We start from the raw sequence: 19,673 nt of genomic DNA, 5'->3' as shown, positions 1-19,673 counted from the left end.
CCCAAACATACATAAATAGGCTTAAATGTACTCGAAGTTTTAGGCAAGATTTAGGCAAGTGGACATTCAGGGAAGGTTGAATCAAGCTAACGGACGGCTAAGGGCTGCCAAGGTAGGAGTAACAATAGAGGCAAAAGGAAATCGCTTGTATTTGAGAGCAACGTTTCCGCCTAAACTTGATACGGAAAAAACTAAGCCATTTCAACAGCGCCTTGCTCTAGGGTTCCATACCAACCCATCTGGAATATCCCTAGCTGAGGCTGAAGCGCGCAAAGTTGGAGCGTTATTGGACTGTAAGGAATTCTCTTGGCAGTCATATCTAAAGCATGAACTGCCTAAATCTCAACCGCTAGTCAGGGACTGGATTGCTAAATTTGAGCAACACTATTTTGATTGTCGCGCTCGGACACCAAAGACAGAAACAACCTGGAAAAAAGACTACTGGCTAGTGTTAAAGCAGTTACCGTCCGATCAGGAGCTGACAGCCCAGTTGTTAACTACAACAATATTGTCTACAGCTCCTGATACTAAGAGCCGCAAGCGATACTGTATGGTATTGCAAGCCTTGGCTAAGTTTGCAGAAATTGAATTCAATTCCAAACCGATGGCGGGAAGCTACAGCCCTAAGCGGGTAGCACCGCGAGACTTACCTGAAGATCGCTGGATTGCTAAATGGTTTGGGTGTATTAGTAATGATGCTTGGCGCTGGACTTATGGAATAATTGCCACCTTTGGACTGAGACCTCATGAAGTGTTTCATCTAGATACCAAAGATTTAGAATCTGGTGGTTACATTCTCGGCGTACTGGATGGAAAAACTGGTTCTCGGCGGGTATGGGCTTGCTACCCAGAATGGGTTGACAGCTTTGACCTGCGATCGCCTAGAATTCCAGCGGTTACGGGTAGGAATAACAGCGAACTAGGGGAGCGGTGTTCTCAATATTTCCGTCGCAATGCTGGGCTACCATTTCATCTCTACGACTTGCGCCATTGCTGGGCAATCAGAACGCTGGAGTTTGGGCTAGACGTTTGTTTAGCTGCTCAGCAGATGGGTCATAGCGTCCAGATTCACACCGATCTGTATCATCATTGGATTAGCGATCGCCATCATCAACGGGCTTTTGATGCGCTGATGATGAGAAGCGATCGCCCATTACCACCCTTGACCGATAATTCAAGACTCTCCTAGTAACCCTAAAACCTGCTTGATTTGTTCCTTAATTGCTCCACCAGCATTAGCTTTGAGCTTGAGTGCTTCCTGAAGGATATTGGCTGCCTGAGCTTGGTTGATTTTCATCTGCTCCAATTCTACCTTCAAATCGTTTACCTGATTATACACACTATCGGAATTTAGATTTTCTCGTTCTTTCCTTTCGTATGTATAATTGGACTTTAAATCGTCATTCTTAGCGGCTGCCACTAGCTCGTCAACCCGCTGGCTGGCGTTACCCCCTTTCTTGAGCCATTCCAGCGTCTGAGGTAAGATGGTAAAGTTTTGCCTGATTTTACCTTGGTAACGGGCTTGAGCGCCTAGTTTGAGGTTTTCCAAGGAACGCTCTGAAATTCGCCTATCCTTATCCAACATACCTAGTTTCCAATTATGAGTATAAATGGATAATAACACTCTCCATCTATACACACAAACGGAAAAGTAAAAAGAATTCTTGCGTCCATCTATACACACAAACGGAAAAGTAAAAAGAATTCTTGCGTCCATCTATACACACAATTGGATATGCTATACTGGCGCTGAAAGCGCCAGAGACAGTTGACGGTCATCGCCGCCAATCATCTTTTTTCCATTGGGATTTCTAGAGCTTGACCGCACCGCTCTACATGCCATAGATAAGTTGGTCGGGCTGCTAGCGGGCTGCTTGGAATCCGATAGTGCTTGCCGAGCTTGAATAGTCCCTGTGATCGCAGCTTTCTTAAATGTCTTGGCGATATTCCCAGAGCTTGAGCTGCCGTGGCGCTATCTACCCAACACGATGTTTGCTGGCTTCTAGTTCTAGGCATGGCTGCCTCCTAGAGTCTCACACGCACTATTAACCCGTTGCAAGTCTGCAAGTGGTATCCATGTAGTAAAACTGCCATCTGGTTTACGGCAGTCCGCTACGCCGTATCCAGGATCTACCCTATTGATAACCAATGGTGCGTTGCACATCTGCTGAAACTGAGGTTGCGTGCCGATGTATTGGACGCAATCGCCCCTTTTAAATTTCTGAGCGATCGGGTTGATAAAAGTCTTGGATGTATCGCGATCGGGAATTGAATTTTTTACTGCTTCTTTTTCACTAAGTTTTGAAGTCAATAGGTCGTCAGGGTCGTCAGAATCCTTGCTATTGTTAAGCTTCAGGTCGTCAGATAGGTCGTCAGATAGGTCGTCAGATAGGTCGTCAGCCGTCAGATTTTCTTCTACTGTTGGCGTAGTATTCCCATCAGCCCGCAGCTTTAATCCACAAATGACCCGCCGTCCTTGTCCGTCACGCACCGACTGAATATCACTCCATCCTAGAGTTTGCTGGCATAGCTCAATTAAATCGGCGCTGAAGTTATTCTTGCCTTTTGGCTGAAGTCCGCTAATGCGGCAGTAGTGATTGTACGAGCCAAACAATGTAGAGTCGTGTGGGTCATATTCTTTGTCTGCCCACTGATGGCGATCGCTGCCTATTTGGGTTTTGGCAGTTGGGTCGTGAATTAGCCATTCATTGAGCCACGCTGCGATTGAGTCGGTGCGAATTTTAGATTGCCACAAGGTAGGGTTGACTTCATCCTTGCCGATGCGCCGTAGGACACGAGTAATTTCATCGTTAGGGATAGAAAGCAGATAGTTAGTCAAAGCTGGTAGCTCTGGCTCAAACTCTGCTTCTAAGTCCCTCACCTTATCCGCTGCTGGTTTGCGGTCAAAAGGCAGCATGACTATCCGCCGCGTCAACCAACTACCGCCGTCAGCATGGAAGATAGGAGCGTTACTCGTGACAATTACCATACCTGGAAAGCGGAAGTTTAGCCCATCCTTATACAACCGCCGTCCGCTTAATGTGTCTTGACCCGTCAAGCGTTTAAAGTTGGACAAACGACCCGTTACCTTGTCTTGATCGGGCAGAATCACTAGGCGCTTGCCAATTATCCTTGCTACCTCGTGTTTATCCTCTAAGTCTTGAAGGCTGCCATTCCAGCAGTTTTGGGAGCCAATCAAAGCTTCTGCGAGCCGAGTGAGCGTAGATTTACCCGTGCCACCAACGCCAATCAGATGCAAAAACTTATGTAGGTCAGCCCTGCCACGCAAGATTGCTGCTAAGAAGCACAGCAGGATTTCTTGATGCTGCCGATCGCCGCCCGTCGCTTCTTCCAGCCAGTTTCTAATCTTTGTCCAATCGGTGGTTACGGCATTGTAAGGACGCGGTAAGCACCAGGTAAGGCGATACCCTGGAGCGTGTTTGTGAAACTGTCCCGTTGCTGGTTCCAAGACTCCATCGGCAAACGGTAGAATTTCGCCAGCCGATCGCTCGTGCCATTCCCGCTCAAATAATTGCCAGCGCATCTGGGCAATAACATTGAAGACATAGCTAGCACTGCCATACCCAACAATGCCTTTAGATTCTAAGATTTTGTTGACGACCGACCCTACATACTCGTCACTTACTGCCGTCCAAACGCCATCGCGCTCTAGTCCGTATTGCATCCAGCCCTTGTGCTGGTCGCTCCATAGCAGCCGTTTGCGGTAATCTTCACCGATCTCCCGCCCTACTATATCCGCTGGTGGCTTTTTCTGGGTTCTAAGACTGTCGCGCTCGTCTAGTGAAGCGAGTTGTTTCTCCCAAATCTCAGTATCTACAACCTTGCCCATCACTTCTCTAAGGAAGCGATCGCCGCCGTGGTTCTGGATGTAATCGTCCATACCCTTACCCTCTGCCACCGTCCAAAGTCCAGTGGCACTGTAAACTGGAATTTGAAACTTCTTGAGTTTATGTGCTAGCTTGCGCTGAGCTGAGATGACAGCCTTATTTGTGGCACAGTCGGCATCAAAAGCAATGATAAAGCCAAACCCAGCTTTAGCATAGCGTTCTAGGGTTGGTACTAGATAGCGTCTGCCTTGGATGTCATCGCTACTGCTAGTTAACCCCATCTCTACACCTAGTAAAGCAATAGTGGGAATGCCGTTGGCACAACCCGCGATTGCCTTAAAGAATCCTTCAGTTAGAAGTAAACAGGGATGTCCATCAATCTGATAGGCTTGCTGCTTCAGTGCCGCAATATCATTCCAGTAATGCGGGTTGCTAGGGTGACTCGGTAGCATTGCGTCATACTCACCCAGCGGGGAGCGGTACTTAGGCGCTTTCTTGTCATCTTCCGCTTTCCAAGGTTTATCAGGCTTGTATTGACCTTGATAATTGCAGCCTTTCAACCAAATGCCGTTTGATTGAGCCGTATAGCCTAACTGCTGCGATGCCTCGTGAGCCGTAACTGAATGACAATTGACCAAAACCCACTCAAGGCTCAAGCCACGTTTTTTTAGACATTCTTGGTGATGCCGTGCATAGAGAGTGTTTTGAGTAGCTTGTTGTAGGGCTGCTATCATTACACACCTCCTAGCAAGCCAGCGTAGTGTGCGATTGCGTAGAAGTGTAGCTTGTTAATATCTAACTCTGCCGCGTAAAGAGCAATTGCAGTTGCCTTCACTTTTGACTCAAAATTTTGGAAGTATTCCAGCGTCTCAATTATGGAAGTGAGACAGGGAAGTCTAAACTGTTTCATTGGCGGTTTCTCCTTTCCGCCTGAATATCCCGATCGCGATCGCCTCAAATCCTGCTAGCCTAACAGTAAGTTGTTTTGTTGTCCTGGGTTAGGCTTTGATGGGGTTTGTTGATAGCTTCCGGATAGGGGTATCCGGTTAAGCGCGAGGCAACCACCTGATAAGAACTCCAGGCATTTTTTTTTGGTTGCTTTGTTGCCCTTTAGGGCTGTTTTTAGAGTAGATCAAGAAAGGCTCCTGTGCGAATTCGGCGGCATAATTCCCAATTCTTCATAATTGAGAATTATAAATACTCAATCTTTTACAGGCAGCTTTCGCTTTTTGGATTGCTTTGTCGAAGCAAGCTGACGATCTGAGTCAATCCAATTCATCTGAAAATTTCCGCTTTCATTTGCTGTGCTTATAATTTTTTTAAACGCTCGCAAGCAGGGGTAGTAATAGCGTTTTTGAAAATCAGTGTCGGTAGCAGCAATTTTACCCGCTTGCAGAAGTAACCACGAAGTCAATTCGCCACCAGGGTGTTTTGCTACATCACCAGATAATGTAGGTGTTGTTCTTCGCTTGGAAGGCTCCAGTTTACGAAAAAGCTCTAGCTCGTAAAGAGCCTTTAAGCCATTCCGAGCATTTTTAATTGCTTCTTTCTTAAACCTGAATTGTGGATAGCCCGTTAAGGCTTGCACAAAGCTGTCTCGGATGAGGAGACTAATACAGGCATACCATAATAATACTGGTGAACCAAAAGAACGGATTAAGCCATCATCCGATCTAGGATGCACTTGTATTGCCAGCGTCAAAAGAGAGTCTACAAATCTGGCAAATGGCTCATAAGCGTGCATCTCTGGAAGCAAGAGTAATTCAGATTGTGGCTCCCCTAACCGAATCCACCGCAAAAATAGAGACAAAGCTTTACAGCGAAATTGGTGAATTAGAAAAAGTGTTCGTTCATCATCATTTAGCTTAACAGGGGGTTGAGGTGGCAATTCTGCTATCAGATAAATGAGAGTAGTTATCACAGAATCTTTGCTCATAGGATAGGGTGAGTTTGTAGTTATTTTGTTGAGCGGAGACAGCCCAACAAGATTTTGTCCCATCTTCTTGCAAGATGGGCTTTTTTTTGTATTGATAGCGAAAATTGATGTTTCTATGCCTTAACTAGCTCTAGAAGGCATTTGGGCTGTCTTAGTGACTGCCTTAAGTGTTTCTTAGCGTACTCAGGAATGAAGCGTAGTTTGGAGTAGGAATCTAGCGAAAAAATATTACAAAACGCTTAAACCTTTTTGTAATACTTTTTCCTTCTCACCGTACCAACGCGCCGACTTTCTTGTTCGTCCGATCGTAAATGACAACTGGCTCCAGAAGCTTATGTATCCTTGCATCAGCATAAGCAAAGCGTACTTCGACATTAGGACGAGTTTTAGGCATAGTTACGCTTTTGCCCAGAATTAGTTTGGTTACAGGTGTTTCAGGATAGCGCGATGGCTGGTCAAGATTTTCACCCTTTGTCATGTACTTCCACGTTGGGGTATGCCCCTGCAAGCTCAATATTTTGCTCACTAAATCCTGAGCTTGGCTGGCACTTCGGGCGAGGATTTGCATCTGATAACCCTTGTCCCAATCGGCGTAAGTGTATATTTCCTTGCCCTTTTGCCAGACATAGCCGCTGTTAGCGCCGAAAATTTGCTTGATTTGCTGCCCTATGCGAGTTAGCTCGCCCAGAGTAATTGTCTCGCTGGTTTCGTTCATCAAGCGCCAGGTAAGCCGCCCTGGTACTCTACGCTCGCCATGATAGCCTGGAGCGTTAGATCTCTTGTCAAAATCCGTGTCTTGCAGGAAATGCAGCCTAATTTGGGGTCGGTATCGCCGCTCTGGGTAGGCTTCGCTGTCGCGGTCGCTGCCAGCCCCAAGATCCAAACCTTCTAGCATCTGGTGTATGGCTAGAATCTGCGTGATTACTGGCTTGAGCTGCTCGGTGGTTCCCTTAAGGATGATTTTTTTAGACATAGCGAGTTATAGCTTTTTTGCATAGTTGCTAAGTCAAGCATATACGCGCTCATTCCCACGGCTCCTCAACCCGTGCTGGAAAATAAATCTCTGACGACCCTTCTGACGACCCTTCTGACGACCCTTCTGACGACCCTTCTGACGACCCTTCTGACGACCTGTAACTTAGTCTAGATATGACTTTGGATAGATTCTGACGACCCCGACGACTTAATTACCCGCCAAAATTTTTTTTAAATTGTAGAAATATCTGAGCGTTATCTTAGATGTTTTGATTTGATGTAATATCTAAATCTACTGAGAAAAACAGGAATTATAAGAAGCTAAGTTGTGCTGGTGTTGCAATAAATACAGTAATTTTGTACTATATTTACAAGTTGGACTACAATAGTATGTGTACGCTTGCCTTAAAATCTGCTACGATATACAGTCTATTTTGGTTTGTGGGTCTGAGCTATGATTGATTGTTTCAATGTGGCTCGCTACTTCATTGTGAGAGCTTACGAGGATGGTATAGAAGCTGAAATGACCAATATGAAGGTTCAAAAGCTTCTGTATTACACACAAAGCCTGCATTTAGCGTTATACGACGAGCCACTGTTTGGTGACGAAATGCAAGCATGGAGATATGGTCCTGTATGTCCTCCTGCTTACAGGTTCTACAGTGAGTTTGAAGCTAATCAATTACCTATTCCAAGCATAGATTCCCTGTTACAGATTTCTGAGGGAACGAAGAAGCTTTTAGAAGAAGTTTGGGAAAATTTCGGTGGTTACCATGCTTATCGACTTAGTGATATGACTCATGTGGAGTTTCCTTGGAAGAAAGCTCGTAAAGGGTTACCATCTGACGCAAGGTCAACTGAGCCAATTCTTATTGAGGATATGAAAGCATTAGGGCAGCAGAAGTTAGATGCGATAGAGCGTGACAATCCTGCATATGAGCCAGTGATGTCAAAAGTTTTGGAGGATGCTTTGACTTCGGAATCCTCAACTCGCATTCGCAAAGGAGAAGTACGTGGCTGGCTCAACTCCCTTCTCGATTGAAGACTCTGAAAATTTTAATCGTTCCTTCAAAAAACTCGCAAAGGCTCATAAAACTACTAATGGTTTTGTTGAGTGTGTTGATAAAATCTTGGAAGATTTAATTGAAGATCAGTATCCAACAAATTCTCGTAATGAACCTCTGCCTGGAAAAATTCATTTACCTGAAGAATGGACATTTCACAAGCTAGAATTCAAGGTTTCCAAAGGTGCGTCTGGGCAAATTAGGTTAATGTATTTAGTCAATACAACTACATACATTATCAAACTTGTATGGATTTACAGTCATGAGCAATTTGCAAAACGTCCCGCCGACCAAGATCTGAAGAATGTTATTAGAGATATCTTAGACAGTTAGCTCTTAGATATCTTGTAATGAATCTCATTTTCTATGAAGTTTGCTACTAGATTGAGCTGCAATTTTAGGTCAAAATTTAGGCAAGCTTTAAATAAGAACCTGTAAGAGCCTTGATATACAATGCTTATAGCTTATTCCCCATCGGACTGAAAATCCTCGTGTCACCAGTTCAATTCTGGTTCCTGGCATTTAACAACAACAAGCAGTTCAACAATCTGAAAGGATTTCAGCCTTTACTATAGTTGCTAGTTTTTAGTAGTTATGTACTACTGTCGGTACTTTTTGGGTATCCTTGGGTAAAAAACTGGTGTAAAAATGGTGTAAGCAGCAAAGCGTTGCCTTACCCAAATTAAAGCTTGCTGTAACTGGGCAATGGAAGAAGGCGCAATCGAAACGAATCCTTTTGCTTTAATGAAGATTAAACTACCAAAGGGTTTATCTGAGGAGGACATTAATCCGTTCAGCAAGGAAGAGAGAGATTCTGTCCATCTTTCCTCACTCCTCACTCCTAGCTCCTATGTTAAGGATTTGCTGTGCCGCCCGAATTCCACTGCGAACAGCGCCTTCCATATAACCGCGATACTCGACGGGGGCTGTATGTTCTCCGGCAAAGAAAACTCGACCACCTGGTAATGTGAGATGAGGGTTGAAGCGATCTAGTTGTCCTGGTGCAAAGTAGCAGTAACCACCTTTTGCCCACCGATCGGTATTCCAGTCATAAGATCGGCAAGCGATCGCCTCTACAGATAATACAAATTATGCGAATCAGTGTTGGATAACCAATTTTAACTATCAATCATGGTAGTACCTTTATGGTGACTGACCTATCGGGACAAATTCATCCTGAGGGACATATTGGCATTTTTTCTGATGACACTCGCTTTTAAGTTACTAAGGCATCTATATTGATGGACGCTCTTGGATTCGATTAACATCAGCAACGCCAAGTTATTATACAGCGCGAACTCCTTAAATAAATTCGCAATTTTCCGCTCAAACTGGGATGGTTTCAGAAAATTCGATCTGGGGCAGAATTATCAGTTAGTAGAAAAGTTTCTCGATCCTGCTTCTATCGCAAATAGCGATCGTCTTTTTTCAACAGGAGTCCACAAATTCGCCAGTGCAGATAAATTTAATGCTGACTAAGTGCTAAACCAAGCTTTGAGCCATTCGAGCAAATTGTAGCCACCTATATATAGGGAAATTAAAATCGACGTAGTGAGAATAGCTGCCACTAAGCAAAGCACTAAACCACCTAGACTAATAGCGCCATCATCATCAAGTAAACCAAAACCAGTAACAAAAATGCCGATGGCAGGTAAGGTGTTTGTTCCAGGAATTGGAATCATCATTGAGATAGCCATTAAAGCGATCGCGCTGCCAATGACAATTCTTCCTAGAGAACTAGTACAAACATAGGTCAGACGAGGACGGGACACTGTTTCAATCCGCCTTAACCAAGAAAGACCTCGATCTAGAATAGCTCGAACTTTCTCTAACGAAATCGGACGATGAACTAACCTCTGTGGTAGCCAAGGACGCTTAGCTCCGATTGCCAATTGAATAGCCAACAGGAAGATTAGTAAACCAAAGGGAATCGAGTAGCCAGGTGCAGGAACTGGCAAAGCTGAAGGTAGGGAGAGCAAAACGAACAAAAAACCAAAAGTTCTTTCCCCCGCGATTAGCAGCAGCTCTGCCAATGTAACTTGGGGTGGACGTTCTGCTGCTAAAAAGAAATGATGCAATTCCGTAGAAAGACGAGCCATAAGCTAAAGTTTAGGTCGAGCGAACAAAAAGATTTGATTCCAACAAATTATGTAATCTTAGGTCTAAACTCCGCACAGTCAATCGCTTCTTTGGTCATCGTTATGATTGGCTGTACGGCACACTTCAGATAAGGATTGTTAGAAAAAAAGCGACATCTTTTACAGGGTATGTGAGAAGAAGTAATTTCTGATAAGTCTTCTACATTTTCTCTAGTAGTTCTCCACCTTTTTGAATACATCAAAAAACAAACTAAACCGCTAAAGAAAACAATTGCTAACGACACTTCGGAAGGATGATTAATTGCAACGTTATCTGTTTTGATATTATTGTGTTTTGCCTCGCTAACAATAATTTGTTTCGTGTTATTTTTCTGAGACAACAAATTTTTCAAAAAAGCATCTGAAGACATAAATTTTCCTCCAGCACTCAAGTGACTGTGAGATTCCTTCGAGCAAATTTTTCTATTCGATAAAAGTCGGCGTAGAGTAACTCAAGCTCGCTCGCCTAGAAAGCTAATACACCTGTAGATCTGACGCCAGATAGAAAGTCATATCTCTACTATTAGTTTTGTTTGTCAAACGCTCCGCTCTACCAGAAGATATAAATTAGAAAAAATCCAAGAGTCAATAAAATTAGTTTAAAAATACTATTTTTGTGTCATTTTCTCATCGCATTTTAGTTGTAGGCTGATGTTCGATCGGGTTTTTGATTAAATATTACTTAATGACAATTTGCATTTAATTTAGTGTGATAATTAGTAATAAAATCAGTAAAATCAACTTATCAAAATTTAATTACAGCTTACCTGTTAGTGGGAAAATCAACAGTTTTAGCAAAGCTGCAATTTCCACCCTAGTTATCGAAATAATAGTACGTATAGCTGCCTACTCAATGTTTTTAGTAAAAGTAGCTCCTGTCACCGACGAGCGATGTACCACCAAAGGCAGAGATTGTTCTAATGCCTCTTCTCTGGCTGTCACTACCAAGTCATGATGGGGTGACAGCTGGCAGACTGGATCGGTTGCCGCAGCGTTGTTTGTGAAAAGAAATGCTTGGCAGCGGCAACCACCAAAGTCAATTTGAGCGCGATCGCAACTACGACACGGTTCGCTCATCCAATCCGTACCCCGAAAGCGATTGAAAGCCGACGATTCAAACCAAATCCAATCTAAATCGCGATCGCGGACGTTAGCAAACTCCATACCAGGGATGGAACTGGCAGCTTGACAAGGCATTGCATCCCCATTTGGAGCAATAACCAAGGCACGACGACCCCAACCACCCATGCAGGGTTTGGGATAATCTTCGTAATAATCTGGAATGACGTGCAAAATCCCCATTGGGCAGATGCGGCGCTGTTTGGCAGCTGCGACAATCTGCACAGCTCGTTCTAATTGCCCAGGCGTTGGTAGTAAAGCAGCACGATTCTGCAAAGCCCAGCCGTAGTATTGAGTATGTGCCAGTTCTACCCGATCTGCTTGTAATCTCTGACACAACTCCAACATCTCCTCCAAGCGATCGATGTTTTGCCGATGCAGAACGAAATTCAGCGTCAACGGTAAACCTAAATCCTTGACGACTCTGGCTGCATCCAGTTTTTGCTCGAAACAACGAGTACCAGCAATATAGTCAGATTCAGTAGCGCGACTATCTTGAATGCTAATTTGGACGTGGTTGAGTCCAGCACGACAAAGCTGGCTAGCTCGCTTGGATGTGAATAACGTACCAGCAGTAACCAAAGTCGTATACAGCTCAACTTGCGCGGCTGCTTTAACTAAGACTTCTAAATCTTGCCGCACTAACGGCTCGCCGCCAGAAAAACCCAATTGCCACACGCCTAAACTTCGTGCTTGTTGGATCGTTCGCACCCAATCCTCAGTAGCAAGTTCCCGGCGATAAGACGAGTCATTATAGTTGAGTGGATTGGAGCAGTAGGGACAACTCAGGGGACAGCGATAGGTTAACTCTGCAATCAGAGTAAAAGGTCTATCTGTTGTCTTGACGGGTAAGAGTTCTGACATCAATTCTTCTCCTTTGTCTCGACTGCTTTGCTTGTCTGGTGTCGAGCGATCGGTTTTGTCCCAAATCACTGTAAATCTCCTAGTTCGGTAGTGAAATCAGCTGAACTGTTGACTCAAATTCTCTATTTCGCAATCTCCTAGCTATTTGACATAGGTAGTACGTAATTCATAGCGCGATCGCATCCGATAAAAGCGATAAAACAACTCTTGAAAATTGCTAACTACATATTATCTATTACTGCCTACTAACTGTTTGTCATTTTTCAGTCACAATTGGTTTTCAAGCTAATAAATATATCCCACAGTAGAGAGTGTAGCGCCTACTTGCTTTAGCCGAGCAAGTTATCTCTCATTCACTTATTTTTCTAGCGTTAGCTTTTCCAGCAAGGTTGTCATTAGTCATTTGCAAGGAATCGGTAGTTGATAACTTTTTGCTTACGGCTTAATTAGTCATTTGTCATTTTCTCATCACATTTTGCTTTCATACTAGTAATTAGTTGCAGTGACAGTACTGCAACCAAGCTAGCTAGCAACAAATTGCACTTAGTTGTTTGTAGTGATGGGTAATTTTTAATTGAAAGCTACCCATCAACTATTTCCTCTAGATTCAACAATCATTTCAAAATTTAGTCAAATTTTAAGCAACTAAAAAATTACAGATTTTCACTTCTGAAATCGGCTGTGTGAATTGTAATCAGTGCAGTTGTTAGCTTCTTTGGTTAGCACAATGGTTGGGTGTACTGTACATTTTAAAAAAGGATTATTGGAGAAGAATCGACACTTCCTACAAGGGGACTGAGAAAAACTAGAACTCTCGATAATATCTTCTAGATCTTCCTGTGTAGCCGCCCATGACTTAGACAGCATGATAAAGCAGATAATGCAACTCAAAAGTACAATACCTAAAGAGAGATTAGCAACTATAGGTTTGTTCTCAACTTTTTCAGTTTTGACTCGCTCCGAATCTACTTCACTAATAACTATCGATGTGAAGTGAGTTTCTGCTATTGCTAATTTTTGATATTTAAATACATCTTCTGAATACATAAATCTTTACCCAGCTTCCGGTTGCTGCGAATCGCATTCATTAGCGACTCGGCTCTGCAATTCGTTCTTAAAAATAGTTAGGGCTGGCAATCTAGCTAAATCCAATCTAACAAATATTTGCAACATTAGCAAAACTTTCATCCCAAAGATAGAATTGTCTCCTTGATTGATTTTGAATCATCTCGCTTCTATCCATCGTTTCCCGATCGCCTTTTTTTTGTCATTTTCTCATCACAATTTAGCTACACACTAAGAGTAGCTGTTACAGTTTTAACGCTGTAATTAAGTGGCTGGCGGTAATTTGCACTTAGTTGTATGACGGCGGTTGTAAATAATTGAAAATTACCAATTATTCAATTAATAATTAGCCGCTCGTCATTTTTTTAACAGCCTCAACTCTAAACTGACCAAATATAGCGAGCCTAAATGATTTGTGAATCTGGGATATTGCTTGTTGACGGTTGACGGTTAACGGTTAACGGTTAACTGTCAACTGTTAACAGTCAACCACCACAACGATCGGTTCATGACTCAAATAGAATCGCTATATCTATGTATTAGCTGTAGTTGATTTCTTACCAGAGTGCGGGCAAACAATGATTTGCATTTAGTATGTGAGTGCTAAATATTTAGTAATTAAAAATTGAATCATGAACTCAGATTGCTATTTATCTACCACTCTTTGATTTAAAAAGCATATAAGAAAGATCGGGAGTATTGCTTATGACAAGCCTCATTCTCAGTTGGTTAGTTACGACTATTAGTTTTTTAATTATCGCTCGATTACCTTTTTTGGGAATTGAGATTGATAGCCTTGGCAAAGCAGCAATAGCTGCCGCTGTTTTTGGCATTTTGAATGCTATTTTACTACCCGTGCTAACTATTCTTGCCTTACCATTTATTCTGATTACATTAGGGTTATTTTTGTTTGTTTTAAATTCCATTATTTTTGGATTAGCTGCGGCTATAGTGCCAGGTTTTCGCCTACGTTATGGCTTTTGGAGTTCTACAATGGGTTCGCTGGCTCTAGCAGTTATTAACTCTATCCTCATGGCAATCGTACCACCAATTATTTAGAGCAAGATAACAGAGAATTCAAAATTGATAAAACTGAAGTTTTTACAAAATAAAGATTACTAGATTTTTAAACAAGGCTTATGAGAATTCGCTCGCGACTCAAAGTAAACAATTGTTTTTTGCTGGATTTTTACTGACAATCGTGCTAGCTATTGGTCAACCATTACTGCACGCACAACCAAATAATCCTCCGATCGCAAATACATCTCAAAGCACTTCACAAACTATTTCACAAACATCGCCACTACTGGGCAATCTCGTCCTGTCGCTTCACCTAGACAAGAATTTAAATAACTGGTGGAATGTGGTGAACTGGGAAGAAATCAACCGTAGATTGCAAGCTTCATCTCAACAGCAAAATTAGAAGTTAAATCCTTATGCGAAGCTTATTGATGAGAAATCCTGTAGCGATCGGGGCATCTTGGATCGGGCTGTATCTATTGCTCACCGTTTTACCCCTACTGATCCTGCTGTTATATCCTCCCACACCCAACGACGCTCGCAGTTTTTGGACGGAGTTTTCCGTTGCCCTCGGCTTTCTGGGTTTGGCAATGATGGCGCTTCAGTTCGCCTTAACTGCCCGCATCAATCAGATCGAAGCTTCTTACGGGATCGATCTGATCCTCCAGTTCCACCGCTATATCTCTTTAGCTGCATTCGTCTTTATTATTCTGCATCCGTTAATTCTTCTGGTGATTAGAACCGACGAGACGCTGCAACTGTTGAGTTTTTTCCAAGCACCTTGGCGAGCTAGGTTTGCTGTTCTCGGGACGCTGGCACTGATAATACTGGTCGTAACTTCAATTTGGCGCAAGCAGTTAAACATCCAATACGAAAATTGGCGCATTCTTCACAGCATCATGGCAGTTCTTGCCATTGGTTTTGGTTTGGCACACGCTTTAGGTGTTAGCTACTACCTAAGCTTGTTCTGGAAAGGAGTTCTCTGGAGTGGGATTGCAGTTTTTGCGTTGTGGCTGTTGGTTTACGTCCGTCTAGTCAAACCTTACTTCATGCAGAAAAAACCTTATTTGGTGGAAACAGTCGTTCCCCAACGGGGTGATGTTTGGAATTTGGTACTGCGTCCGAGAGGACATGAAGGATTGCGTTTTCAGCCAGGTCAATTTGCCTGGATCGCTTTGGAAATTTCGCCGTTTCGGATGCGGGAACACCCATTCTCGTTTGCTTCGAGTGCAGAAACGCCCGATCGCATTGAGTTTGGGATTAAGGCATTAGGAGATTTTACCAAAACAATTAAGGACGTGAAACCTGGCACGAAAGCCTTTCTCGATGGTCCCTATGGCGTGTTTACGAGCGATCGCTACGAAAATACAGCAGGATTTGTCTTCATTGCTGGTGGAATTGGCATCACACCAATTTACAGCATACTCCTGACTCTCGCCGATCGCGATGACGAACGACCAATGACTTTAATCTATTCCAGCAAGACATGGGAGGATATTACCTATCGCGAAGAAATCAACGCACTTAAAAACAGATTAGATCTAACAGTTATTCACGTTTTGAGAGAACCGCCGGATAATTGGTCGGGAGAATCAGGATATGTGGACAAAGAACTACTCAGTCGCTACATTCCCAAGCGTCCAGCTACGCGCAATTATTTTATTTGCGCTGCACCAAAAATGATGGATCGAGTCGAGTAAGCATTACACGATTTGGATGTACCCGTAACCCACGTTCATATGGAACATTACAATCTCGTTTAATACCTCAAATAAATGGTGTTTGGCAGCATGAAAGAGATTTACACTGACATCGAAATTCAAGCATCTGCTGAAAAAACTTGGAAAATTCTCACTGATTTTACCCATTTTTCTCAATGGAATCCTTTTATCCATCGAATTAGTGGAAAAGCCGTAGAAGGAGAACAGTTGGAAGTCGTTATTCAGCCTCCTGGGTCAACACAGTTAACTTTTAGACCAAAGATTCTTAAAGCAGAACCGAATCGCGAGTTACGCTGGCTAGGACATTTGTTCATCCCAGGTTTGTTTGATGGCGAACATATTTTTACTATCGATCCCGTAGGAGGCAATCGTACCCACTTTATTCAAAGAGAAGTTTTCCAGGGATTACTCACTCCTTTATTAGCGCGCCAACTCGATCGAAACACGCGGTACGGCTTTGAAGCCATGAATATTGCTTTAAAAAGGCAAGCCGAGCAGTTTTAATAAATCTGACCCTTGGCTTTATAACAAAGAAAATTTTAGTTTGCCCTAAGTTCATTCCTCTTCTCCATTTCTTATTGTCTTATGCGTTACAGCATCATGCTTCAGCTAGTGACTGGAATTGCCTTGATACTAGTTGCTAGTGCAGCTTTATTTGCCTGGTTGCAATATCGTCCTAGCTCAGAACAAGGGAGTAATTCTGAAAATAAAAATGTAGAAACTTGGATTGCCAATAGCTGAAATAGAAAGGCGCAAGTACGAGCTGCGATCTCAAGTCTCTCCTCATGGGAGTCTTAAAAAATTTGCTGCAATTATTATGACTGCAAAATTTACATCCAAAAATCGCTCTAGTCGTCGCTTTCACTAGCTAGAAAAATTGCTAGCTATTATTGGCTTAATAAATTTAATCTTGGTATGCTTCGATTTAAGTTAGATACCTTAGCGAGATTTTTACCTAAAAACTATTCCCAGCCTTACTCAGTTATACAATCCAATTAAGGACATAAAATCTCATCCTGAAACTGGAAACTATCTGGAACTCCACTAGTTAATGACTCGATAGCTGACTAACATTATAATTTCTTGACGAGATAGCCCTAATTCCTCAGCAATAGTATCTTTTAACCGCTCGATATCTGTAACCGGAAACTCCAATTCTAAATTTTTCATGGCAGAATCAATCGTGACGATTTCCACCTTAGTCATCCCCTGTCGTTTGTCGATCTGGGCTAAAACCCCTTGAATGTTGAATTTAAACTGTCCCTGAATTTGCGTACCAGATTGTAACTTTTTTGCTCTAGAAGAGAGATTTAATTCACGAGCAAGTATAGTTTGTAAAGCGATCGCATCTACATTCGGAAACTCAAATCTCAGTTTTTTCACTGGCGATTTGGTAGTTTCAATCTCAACTTCGGTGAAATCTAATTCTCTCTCAATTTCAGCTGTAACCACTGTTGCTTTAACTGGTAGCTGTACTTGGAGATGGGGATTTTCAGCTTGTAGCTTATCTAGTCCTACGAAGGAAAGACTTAAAACTCGATTTGTGAGTTGCTCGCCAAAAAGTCCAAAAGCAATTAAGAGTAGTGGTAAAGGTAGCAAATATTTCAGCGGTAAAGCAGGAAATTTCAGCAGCCAATGGAACATATGTAATCCTTAATGGTCTATTAGATCTTTCGTTATAGCTGTCATTGGTCATTTGCCAGTAGTTAGTGAAATACTTCTGACTTCCGACTTCTTATTTGACATTTGCTCAATAGATACACTTGAGAATCTGACTGGTGGGGGATATGCCGATCGGTTGATATTTCCTAGTTTAAAGATAATCAGAAAATAGTTAACTCCAGAACACGCGATCGCAGGCTGGGATTATGAGAATTTTATTGGTGGAAGACGACAGCGAACAGTTAGAACCACTGCAAACTGCCCTGACTGAAGCCGGACACATTGTCGATGGCGTTGATGATGGGGCAATGGCGCAATGGCTGCTGTCTCAAAAAGATTATGATTTACTAATTTTAGACTGGATGCTGCCAGAAGTCAGTGGGGTATCGCTATGTCGTCAGTATCGGCAAATGGGCAAAACCTCCCCCGTACTGATGTTAACAGCTAAAGACACGACTCCAGATAAAATTACGGGCTTAGATGCAGGGGCGGACGATTATCTGGTTAAACCGATAGATATTTTAGAACTTTTGGCACGAGTGCGAGCATTGGGGAGGCGATCGCCCATGTGGCAGGGAGACATTTTGCGACTGGCAGATTTACAACTTCATCTTGACACCCTAGTTTTGGAACGAGATGGAATCGCGATAGAATTGGCTCCAAGGGAATTTCATTTACTAGAGTATTTTCTGCGTCATCCTAACCACGTCCTCAGTCGCGACCAAATCGAACAAGCATTGTGGGAATGGGGTTCGGAACCTGAAAGCAATGCCGTGACTGCACTGATACGACGGCTGCGCCAACGCCTGCAATTAGTCAGTGCCGCCGACTGGATTGAAACCATATATGGTATGGGTTATCGCTTTAAACCTACCATTGAGCAAGTCGTAAGTCGTAAGTCGTAAGTCAAAATTTCCCACTCCCGACTCCCCACTTCCCACGCACCACGCACCACTCACCACTCTTGATGTTTAACCGCAGGTTTAATCGCAGTCGTACCAATATTGCTCTGTGGTTTACCGTGACGATGGGTGGTATTTTAGTCGTGTTTGCAGGGGTGATTTACTACCTGACGATTTTAGATGAGTTGGAGGATCTCGATCGCCTACTTTACAAAAAAACTAGCGTCATGGCGGTGAACGCTGAGTATAACCGACTGACAAAGCAAGTAAATTTAGAAAATGTACCGCTGGTAGGAACTAACACCCCACCGATTGGGACGGATGTTGTCTACGCGCGGTGGTACAACTCTCAAAGGCAACTCGTACAGTTTTTCGGTACGACACCCCCATCTGAGCTAACTGTATCGCCTGGATTTTCTACACTAGAAACTGTGAGCAAGGACACCCAGACAGCACCTACTTCTGTCTGGCTGCGCCAGGTGACTTTGCCTGTTTACCAAAGCGAGTTGTTAATTGGTTATCTACAAGTTGCCATTCCACTCGCACCTACACAACAGGAGCTAGCCCAATTAAGATTAGTTTTATTGCTGATATTACCAGCGACTATAGGAATTGTCGGCTTAGCTGGTTGGCTGTTGGCAGGGTTAGCAATGCAACCGATTCGAGACAGCTACGACCAACTCCAACGCTTTACGTCTGACGCTTCCCACGAATTACGTGCGCCACTAGCAGCGGTGATGAGCAATGCTCAGGTTGGAGTGATTTCCAAATCGAGCGATCCATCTCAACAGCGGCTACGATTTGAGAAGATTGTCAAAGTGGCGAAGTCGATGGAGGCTTTGATCTCTCAGTTGTTATTTCTCGCAAGGCATGAAGGGCAATTAACGCCTCAGTCTTTAGTAGAGGTTGATTTGACAAGCTGGCTAAAAGAATTAGCAAATAACTACACTTGTGAGATCGCAAACCAAGATGTGAATTTTGACACTCAATTACCTCAACATACAGTCAAAGCGAAAGTAGAGCCGGAATTACTACAACAAGCCGTCGTGAATTTGTTGAGTAACGCTTTTAAGTACACGCCAGCTGGCGGGAGCGTGCAGTTACGACTGTTTACTCGTTTTCATCAAGCTGTAATTCAAGTTGAGGATAGCGGCATTGGCATTCCCCAATCGGATTTACCTCATATTTTCGATCGCTTTTATCGCGTCGATCTGAAGCGATCGCGTAAAACTGGCGGTTTTGGATTGGGGCTAGCGATCGCCTCTCAGATCGTTCGCGCTCACGGCGGTGAAATTAACGTGAAAAGTGTTTACGAGCAGGGTTCTACTTTTCAAATTCAACTACCACTAGCTTAGATAC

The 19,673-nt window shown here is 43.2% G+C and carries 23 protein-coding genes; 11 read left to right on the top strand and 12 right to left on the bottom strand.

Features of this window, described 5'->3' with window-relative positions:
• Window positions 1-58: 58 nt before the first annotated feature.
• A complete protein-coding gene (locus QH73_RS08510; RefSeq protein WP_039716762.1) occupies window positions 59-1,189 on the top strand; it encodes a site-specific integrase in 1,131 nt (376 codons plus the stop codon).
• On the opposite strand, the gene QH73_RS08505 is transcribed toward QH73_RS08510, so the two are convergent.
• The 6 genes from QH73_RS08505 to QH73_RS08480 form a co-directional block, all read right to left on the bottom strand.
• Window positions 1,175-1,585 (bottom strand): hypothetical protein, encoded by a 411-nt coding sequence (locus QH73_RS08505; protein ID WP_132866827.1) that lies wholly within the window; start codon window positions 1,583-1,585, stop codon window positions 1,175-1,177. The genes QH73_RS08510 and QH73_RS08505 overlap by 15 nt on opposite strands.
• A gap of 203 nt (window positions 1,586-1,788) precedes the next feature.
• A complete protein-coding gene (locus QH73_RS08500; RefSeq protein WP_039716764.1) occupies window positions 1,789-2,016 on the bottom strand; it encodes a helix-turn-helix domain-containing protein in 228 nt (75 codons plus the stop codon).
• Window positions 2,009-4,582 (bottom strand): DUF3854 domain-containing protein, encoded by a 2,574-nt coding sequence (locus tag QH73_RS08495; RefSeq protein WP_052290186.1) that lies wholly within the window; start codon window positions 4,580-4,582, stop codon window positions 2,009-2,011. The genes QH73_RS08500 and QH73_RS08495 overlap by 8 nt, the downstream gene beginning before the upstream one ends.
• A complete protein-coding gene (locus QH73_RS08490) occupies window positions 4,582-4,758 on the bottom strand; it encodes a hypothetical protein (RefSeq protein WP_165587648.1) in 177 nt (58 codons plus the stop codon). Before QH73_RS08490 ends, QH73_RS08495 begins: the two co-directional genes overlap by 1 nt.
• 291 nt (window positions 4,759-5,049) lie before the next feature.
• Window positions 5,050-5,784 (bottom strand): hypothetical protein, encoded by a 735-nt coding sequence (locus QH73_RS08485; protein WP_039716765.1) that lies wholly within the window; start codon window positions 5,782-5,784, stop codon window positions 5,050-5,052.
• A 268-nt stretch (window positions 5,785-6,052) separates the two neighbouring features.
• Window positions 6,053-6,757: a hypothetical protein gene (locus tag QH73_RS08480; RefSeq protein ID WP_039716766.1), complete on the bottom strand. Its 705-nt coding sequence runs from the start codon at window positions 6,755-6,757 to the stop codon at window positions 6,053-6,055.
• A 456-nt stretch (window positions 6,758-7,213) separates the two neighbouring features.
• On the opposite strand from QH73_RS08480, the gene QH73_RS08475 reads away from it, so the two are divergent.
• Window positions 7,214-7,801 carry a Panacea domain-containing protein gene (locus QH73_RS08475; protein WP_039716767.1) on the top strand — a complete coding sequence of 196 codons (588 nt, stop codon included), beginning with the start codon at window positions 7,214-7,216 and terminating at the stop codon, window positions 7,799-7,801.
• Entirely contained in the window at window positions 7,773-8,156 is a 384-nt protein-coding gene (locus QH73_RS08470; protein WP_039716768.1) for a hypothetical protein, read from the top strand. Before QH73_RS08475 ends, QH73_RS08470 begins: the two co-directional genes overlap by 29 nt.
• Before the next feature lie 266 nt (window positions 8,157-8,422).
• Here the strand turns inward: QH73_RS08470 and QH73_RS29135 are convergent, their stop codons facing one another.
• Complete coding sequence (locus QH73_RS29135; RefSeq protein WP_165587647.1) at window positions 8,423-8,662, bottom strand: hypothetical protein; 240 nt, start codon at window positions 8,660-8,662, stop codon at window positions 8,423-8,425.
• Window positions 8,652-8,891, bottom strand: coding sequence for an FAD-dependent oxidoreductase (locus QH73_RS08460; protein WP_132866946.1), 240 nt, complete (start codon window positions 8,889-8,891; stop codon window positions 8,652-8,654). The genes QH73_RS29135 and QH73_RS08460 overlap by 11 nt, the downstream gene beginning before the upstream one ends.
• A gap of 77 nt (window positions 8,892-8,968) precedes the next feature.
• Here QH73_RS08460 and QH73_RS28100 point away from each other — a divergent pair, with 77 nt between their 5' ends.
• Window positions 8,969-9,043 (top strand): hypothetical protein, encoded by a 75-nt coding sequence (locus tag QH73_RS28100; RefSeq protein ID WP_236146974.1) that lies wholly within the window; start codon window positions 8,969-8,971, stop codon window positions 9,041-9,043.
• Window positions 9,044-9,298: 255 nt separating this feature from the next.
• On the opposite strand, the gene QH73_RS08450 is transcribed toward QH73_RS28100, so the two are convergent.
• The 3 genes from QH73_RS08450 to pqqE all read right to left on the bottom strand — a co-directional run bounded on the left by QH73_RS08450 (window position 9,299) and on the right by pqqE (window position 12,013).
• The gene (locus QH73_RS08450) at window positions 9,299-9,922 is read right to left on the bottom strand and encodes an exopolysaccharide biosynthesis protein (RefSeq protein ID WP_039716771.1); all 624 of its coding nucleotides are present in this window, start codon (window positions 9,920-9,922) and stop codon (window positions 9,299-9,301) included.
• Window positions 9,923-9,969: 47 nt separating this feature from the next.
• On the bottom strand, window positions 9,970-10,332 hold the full coding sequence (locus QH73_RS08445; RefSeq protein WP_132866826.1) for a hypothetical protein: 363 nt from the start codon (window positions 10,330-10,332) through the stop codon (window positions 9,970-9,972).
• Window positions 10,333-10,807: 475 nt separating this feature from the next.
• Entirely contained in the window at window positions 10,808-12,013 is a 1,206-nt protein-coding gene (gene pqqE / locus QH73_RS08440) for a pyrroloquinoline quinone biosynthesis protein PqqE (RefSeq protein WP_309476463.1), read from the bottom strand.
• A 1,701-nt stretch (window positions 12,014-13,714) separates the two neighbouring features.
• Here pqqE and QH73_RS08435 point away from each other — a divergent pair.
• The 5 genes from QH73_RS08435 (at window position 13,715) to QH73_RS08415 (ending at window position 16,491) form a co-directional block, all read left to right on the top strand.
• Window positions 13,715-14,068: a phage holin family protein gene (locus tag QH73_RS08435; RefSeq protein ID WP_039716772.1), complete on the top strand. Its 354-nt coding sequence runs from the start codon at window positions 13,715-13,717 to the stop codon at window positions 14,066-14,068.
• Window positions 14,069-14,180: 112 nt separating this feature from the next.
• Window positions 14,181-14,432: a hypothetical protein gene (locus tag QH73_RS08430; protein WP_039716773.1), complete on the top strand. Its 252-nt coding sequence runs from the start codon at window positions 14,181-14,183 to the stop codon at window positions 14,430-14,432.
• Between the two features lie 13 nt (window positions 14,433-14,445).
• On the top strand, window positions 14,446-15,729 hold the full coding sequence (locus tag QH73_RS08425; RefSeq protein ID WP_165587646.1) for a ferredoxin reductase family protein: 1,284 nt from the start codon (window positions 14,446-14,448) through the stop codon (window positions 15,727-15,729).
• 90 nt (window positions 15,730-15,819) lie between these two features.
• Window positions 15,820-16,254 carry an SRPBCC domain-containing protein gene (locus tag QH73_RS08420; RefSeq protein ID WP_039717705.1) on the top strand — a complete coding sequence of 145 codons (435 nt, stop codon included), beginning with the start codon at window positions 15,820-15,822 and terminating at the stop codon, window positions 16,252-16,254.
• A gap of 81 nt (window positions 16,255-16,335) precedes the next feature.
• The gene (locus tag QH73_RS08415) at window positions 16,336-16,491 is read left to right on the top strand and encodes a hypothetical protein (RefSeq protein WP_165587645.1); all 156 of its coding nucleotides are present in this window, start codon (window positions 16,336-16,338) and stop codon (window positions 16,489-16,491) included.
• Between the two features lie 303 nt (window positions 16,492-16,794).
• On the opposite strand, the gene QH73_RS08410 is transcribed toward QH73_RS08415, so the two are convergent.
• Window positions 16,795-17,394 (bottom strand): hypothetical protein, encoded by a 600-nt coding sequence (locus tag QH73_RS08410; protein WP_039716774.1) that lies wholly within the window; start codon window positions 17,392-17,394, stop codon window positions 16,795-16,797.
• 224 nt (window positions 17,395-17,618) lie between these two features.
• Between QH73_RS08410 and rppA the strand changes: the two genes are divergently transcribed.
• Window positions 17,619-18,317 (top strand): two-component system response regulator RppA, encoded by a 699-nt coding sequence (rppA, locus tag QH73_RS08405; RefSeq protein WP_039716775.1) that lies wholly within the window; start codon window positions 17,619-17,621, stop codon window positions 18,315-18,317.
• Window positions 18,318-18,379: 62 nt separating this feature from the next.
• The gene (locus tag QH73_RS08400; RefSeq protein ID WP_039716776.1) at window positions 18,380-19,669 is read left to right on the top strand and encodes a sensor histidine kinase; all 1,290 of its coding nucleotides are present in this window, start codon (window positions 18,380-18,382) and stop codon (window positions 19,667-19,669) included.
• The last annotated feature ends 4 nt before the right edge of the window (window positions 19,670-19,673 follow it).

The organism is Scytonema millei VB511283 (assembly GCF_000817735.3).
Classification (GTDB): domain Bacteria; phylum Cyanobacteriota; class Cyanobacteriia; order Cyanobacteriales; family Chroococcidiopsidaceae; genus Chroococcidiopsis; species Chroococcidiopsis millei_B.
This window is presented reverse-complemented; position numbering and strand designations above follow the sequence as displayed.

What these genes read in the sequence shown, in the direction of transcription:
- QH73_RS08505 (WP_132866827.1), bottom strand. Translation starts at nt 1,585, where the DNA reads ATGTTGGATAAGGATAGGCGAATTTCAGAGCGTTCCTTGGAAAACCTC.
- QH73_RS08500 (WP_039716764.1), bottom strand. Translation starts at nt 2,016, where the DNA reads ATGCCTAGAACTAGAAGCCAGCAAACATCGTGTTGGGTAGATAGCGCC.
- QH73_RS08495 (WP_052290186.1), bottom strand. Translation starts at nt 4,582, where the DNA reads ATGATAGCAGCCCTACAACAAGCTACTCAAAACACTCTCTATGCACGG.
- QH73_RS08490 (WP_165587648.1), bottom strand. Translation starts at nt 4,758, where the DNA reads ATGAAACAGTTTAGACTTCCCTGTCTCACTTCCATAATTGAGACGCTG.
- QH73_RS08485 (WP_039716765.1), bottom strand. Translation starts at nt 5,784, where the DNA reads ATGAGCAAAGATTCTGTGATAACTACTCTCATTTATCTGATAGCAGAA.
- QH73_RS08480 (WP_039716766.1), bottom strand. Translation starts at nt 6,757, where the DNA reads ATGTCTAAAAAAATCATCCTTAAGGGAACCACCGAGCAGCTCAAGCCA.
- QH73_RS08475 (WP_039716767.1), top strand. Translation starts at nt 7,214, where the DNA reads ATGATTGATTGTTTCAATGTGGCTCGCTACTTCATTGTGAGAGCTTAC.
- QH73_RS08450 (WP_039716771.1), bottom strand. Translation starts at nt 9,922, where the DNA reads ATGGCTCGTCTTTCTACGGAATTGCATCATTTCTTTTTAGCAGCAGAA.
- QH73_RS08445 (WP_132866826.1), bottom strand. Translation starts at nt 10,332, where the DNA reads ATGTCTTCAGATGCTTTTTTGAAAAATTTGTTGTCTCAGAAAAATAAC.
- QH73_RS08435 (WP_039716772.1), top strand. Translation starts at nt 13,715, where the DNA reads ATGACAAGCCTCATTCTCAGTTGGTTAGTTACGACTATTAGTTTTTTA.
- QH73_RS08425 (WP_165587646.1), top strand. Translation starts at nt 14,446, where the DNA reads ATGCGAAGCTTATTGATGAGAAATCCTGTAGCGATCGGGGCATCTTGG.
- QH73_RS08420 (WP_039717705.1), top strand. Translation starts at nt 15,820, where the DNA reads ATGAAAGAGATTTACACTGACATCGAAATTCAAGCATCTGCTGAAAAA.
- QH73_RS08415 (WP_165587645.1), top strand. Translation starts at nt 16,336, where the DNA reads ATGCGTTACAGCATCATGCTTCAGCTAGTGACTGGAATTGCCTTGATA.
- QH73_RS08410 (WP_039716774.1), bottom strand. Translation starts at nt 17,394, where the DNA reads ATGTTCCATTGGCTGCTGAAATTTCCTGCTTTACCGCTGAAATATTTG.
- rppA (WP_039716775.1), top strand. Translation starts at nt 17,619, where the DNA reads ATGAGAATTTTATTGGTGGAAGACGACAGCGAACAGTTAGAACCACTG.
- QH73_RS08400 (WP_039716776.1), top strand. Translation starts at nt 18,380, where the DNA reads ATGTTTAACCGCAGGTTTAATCGCAGTCGTACCAATATTGCTCTGTGG.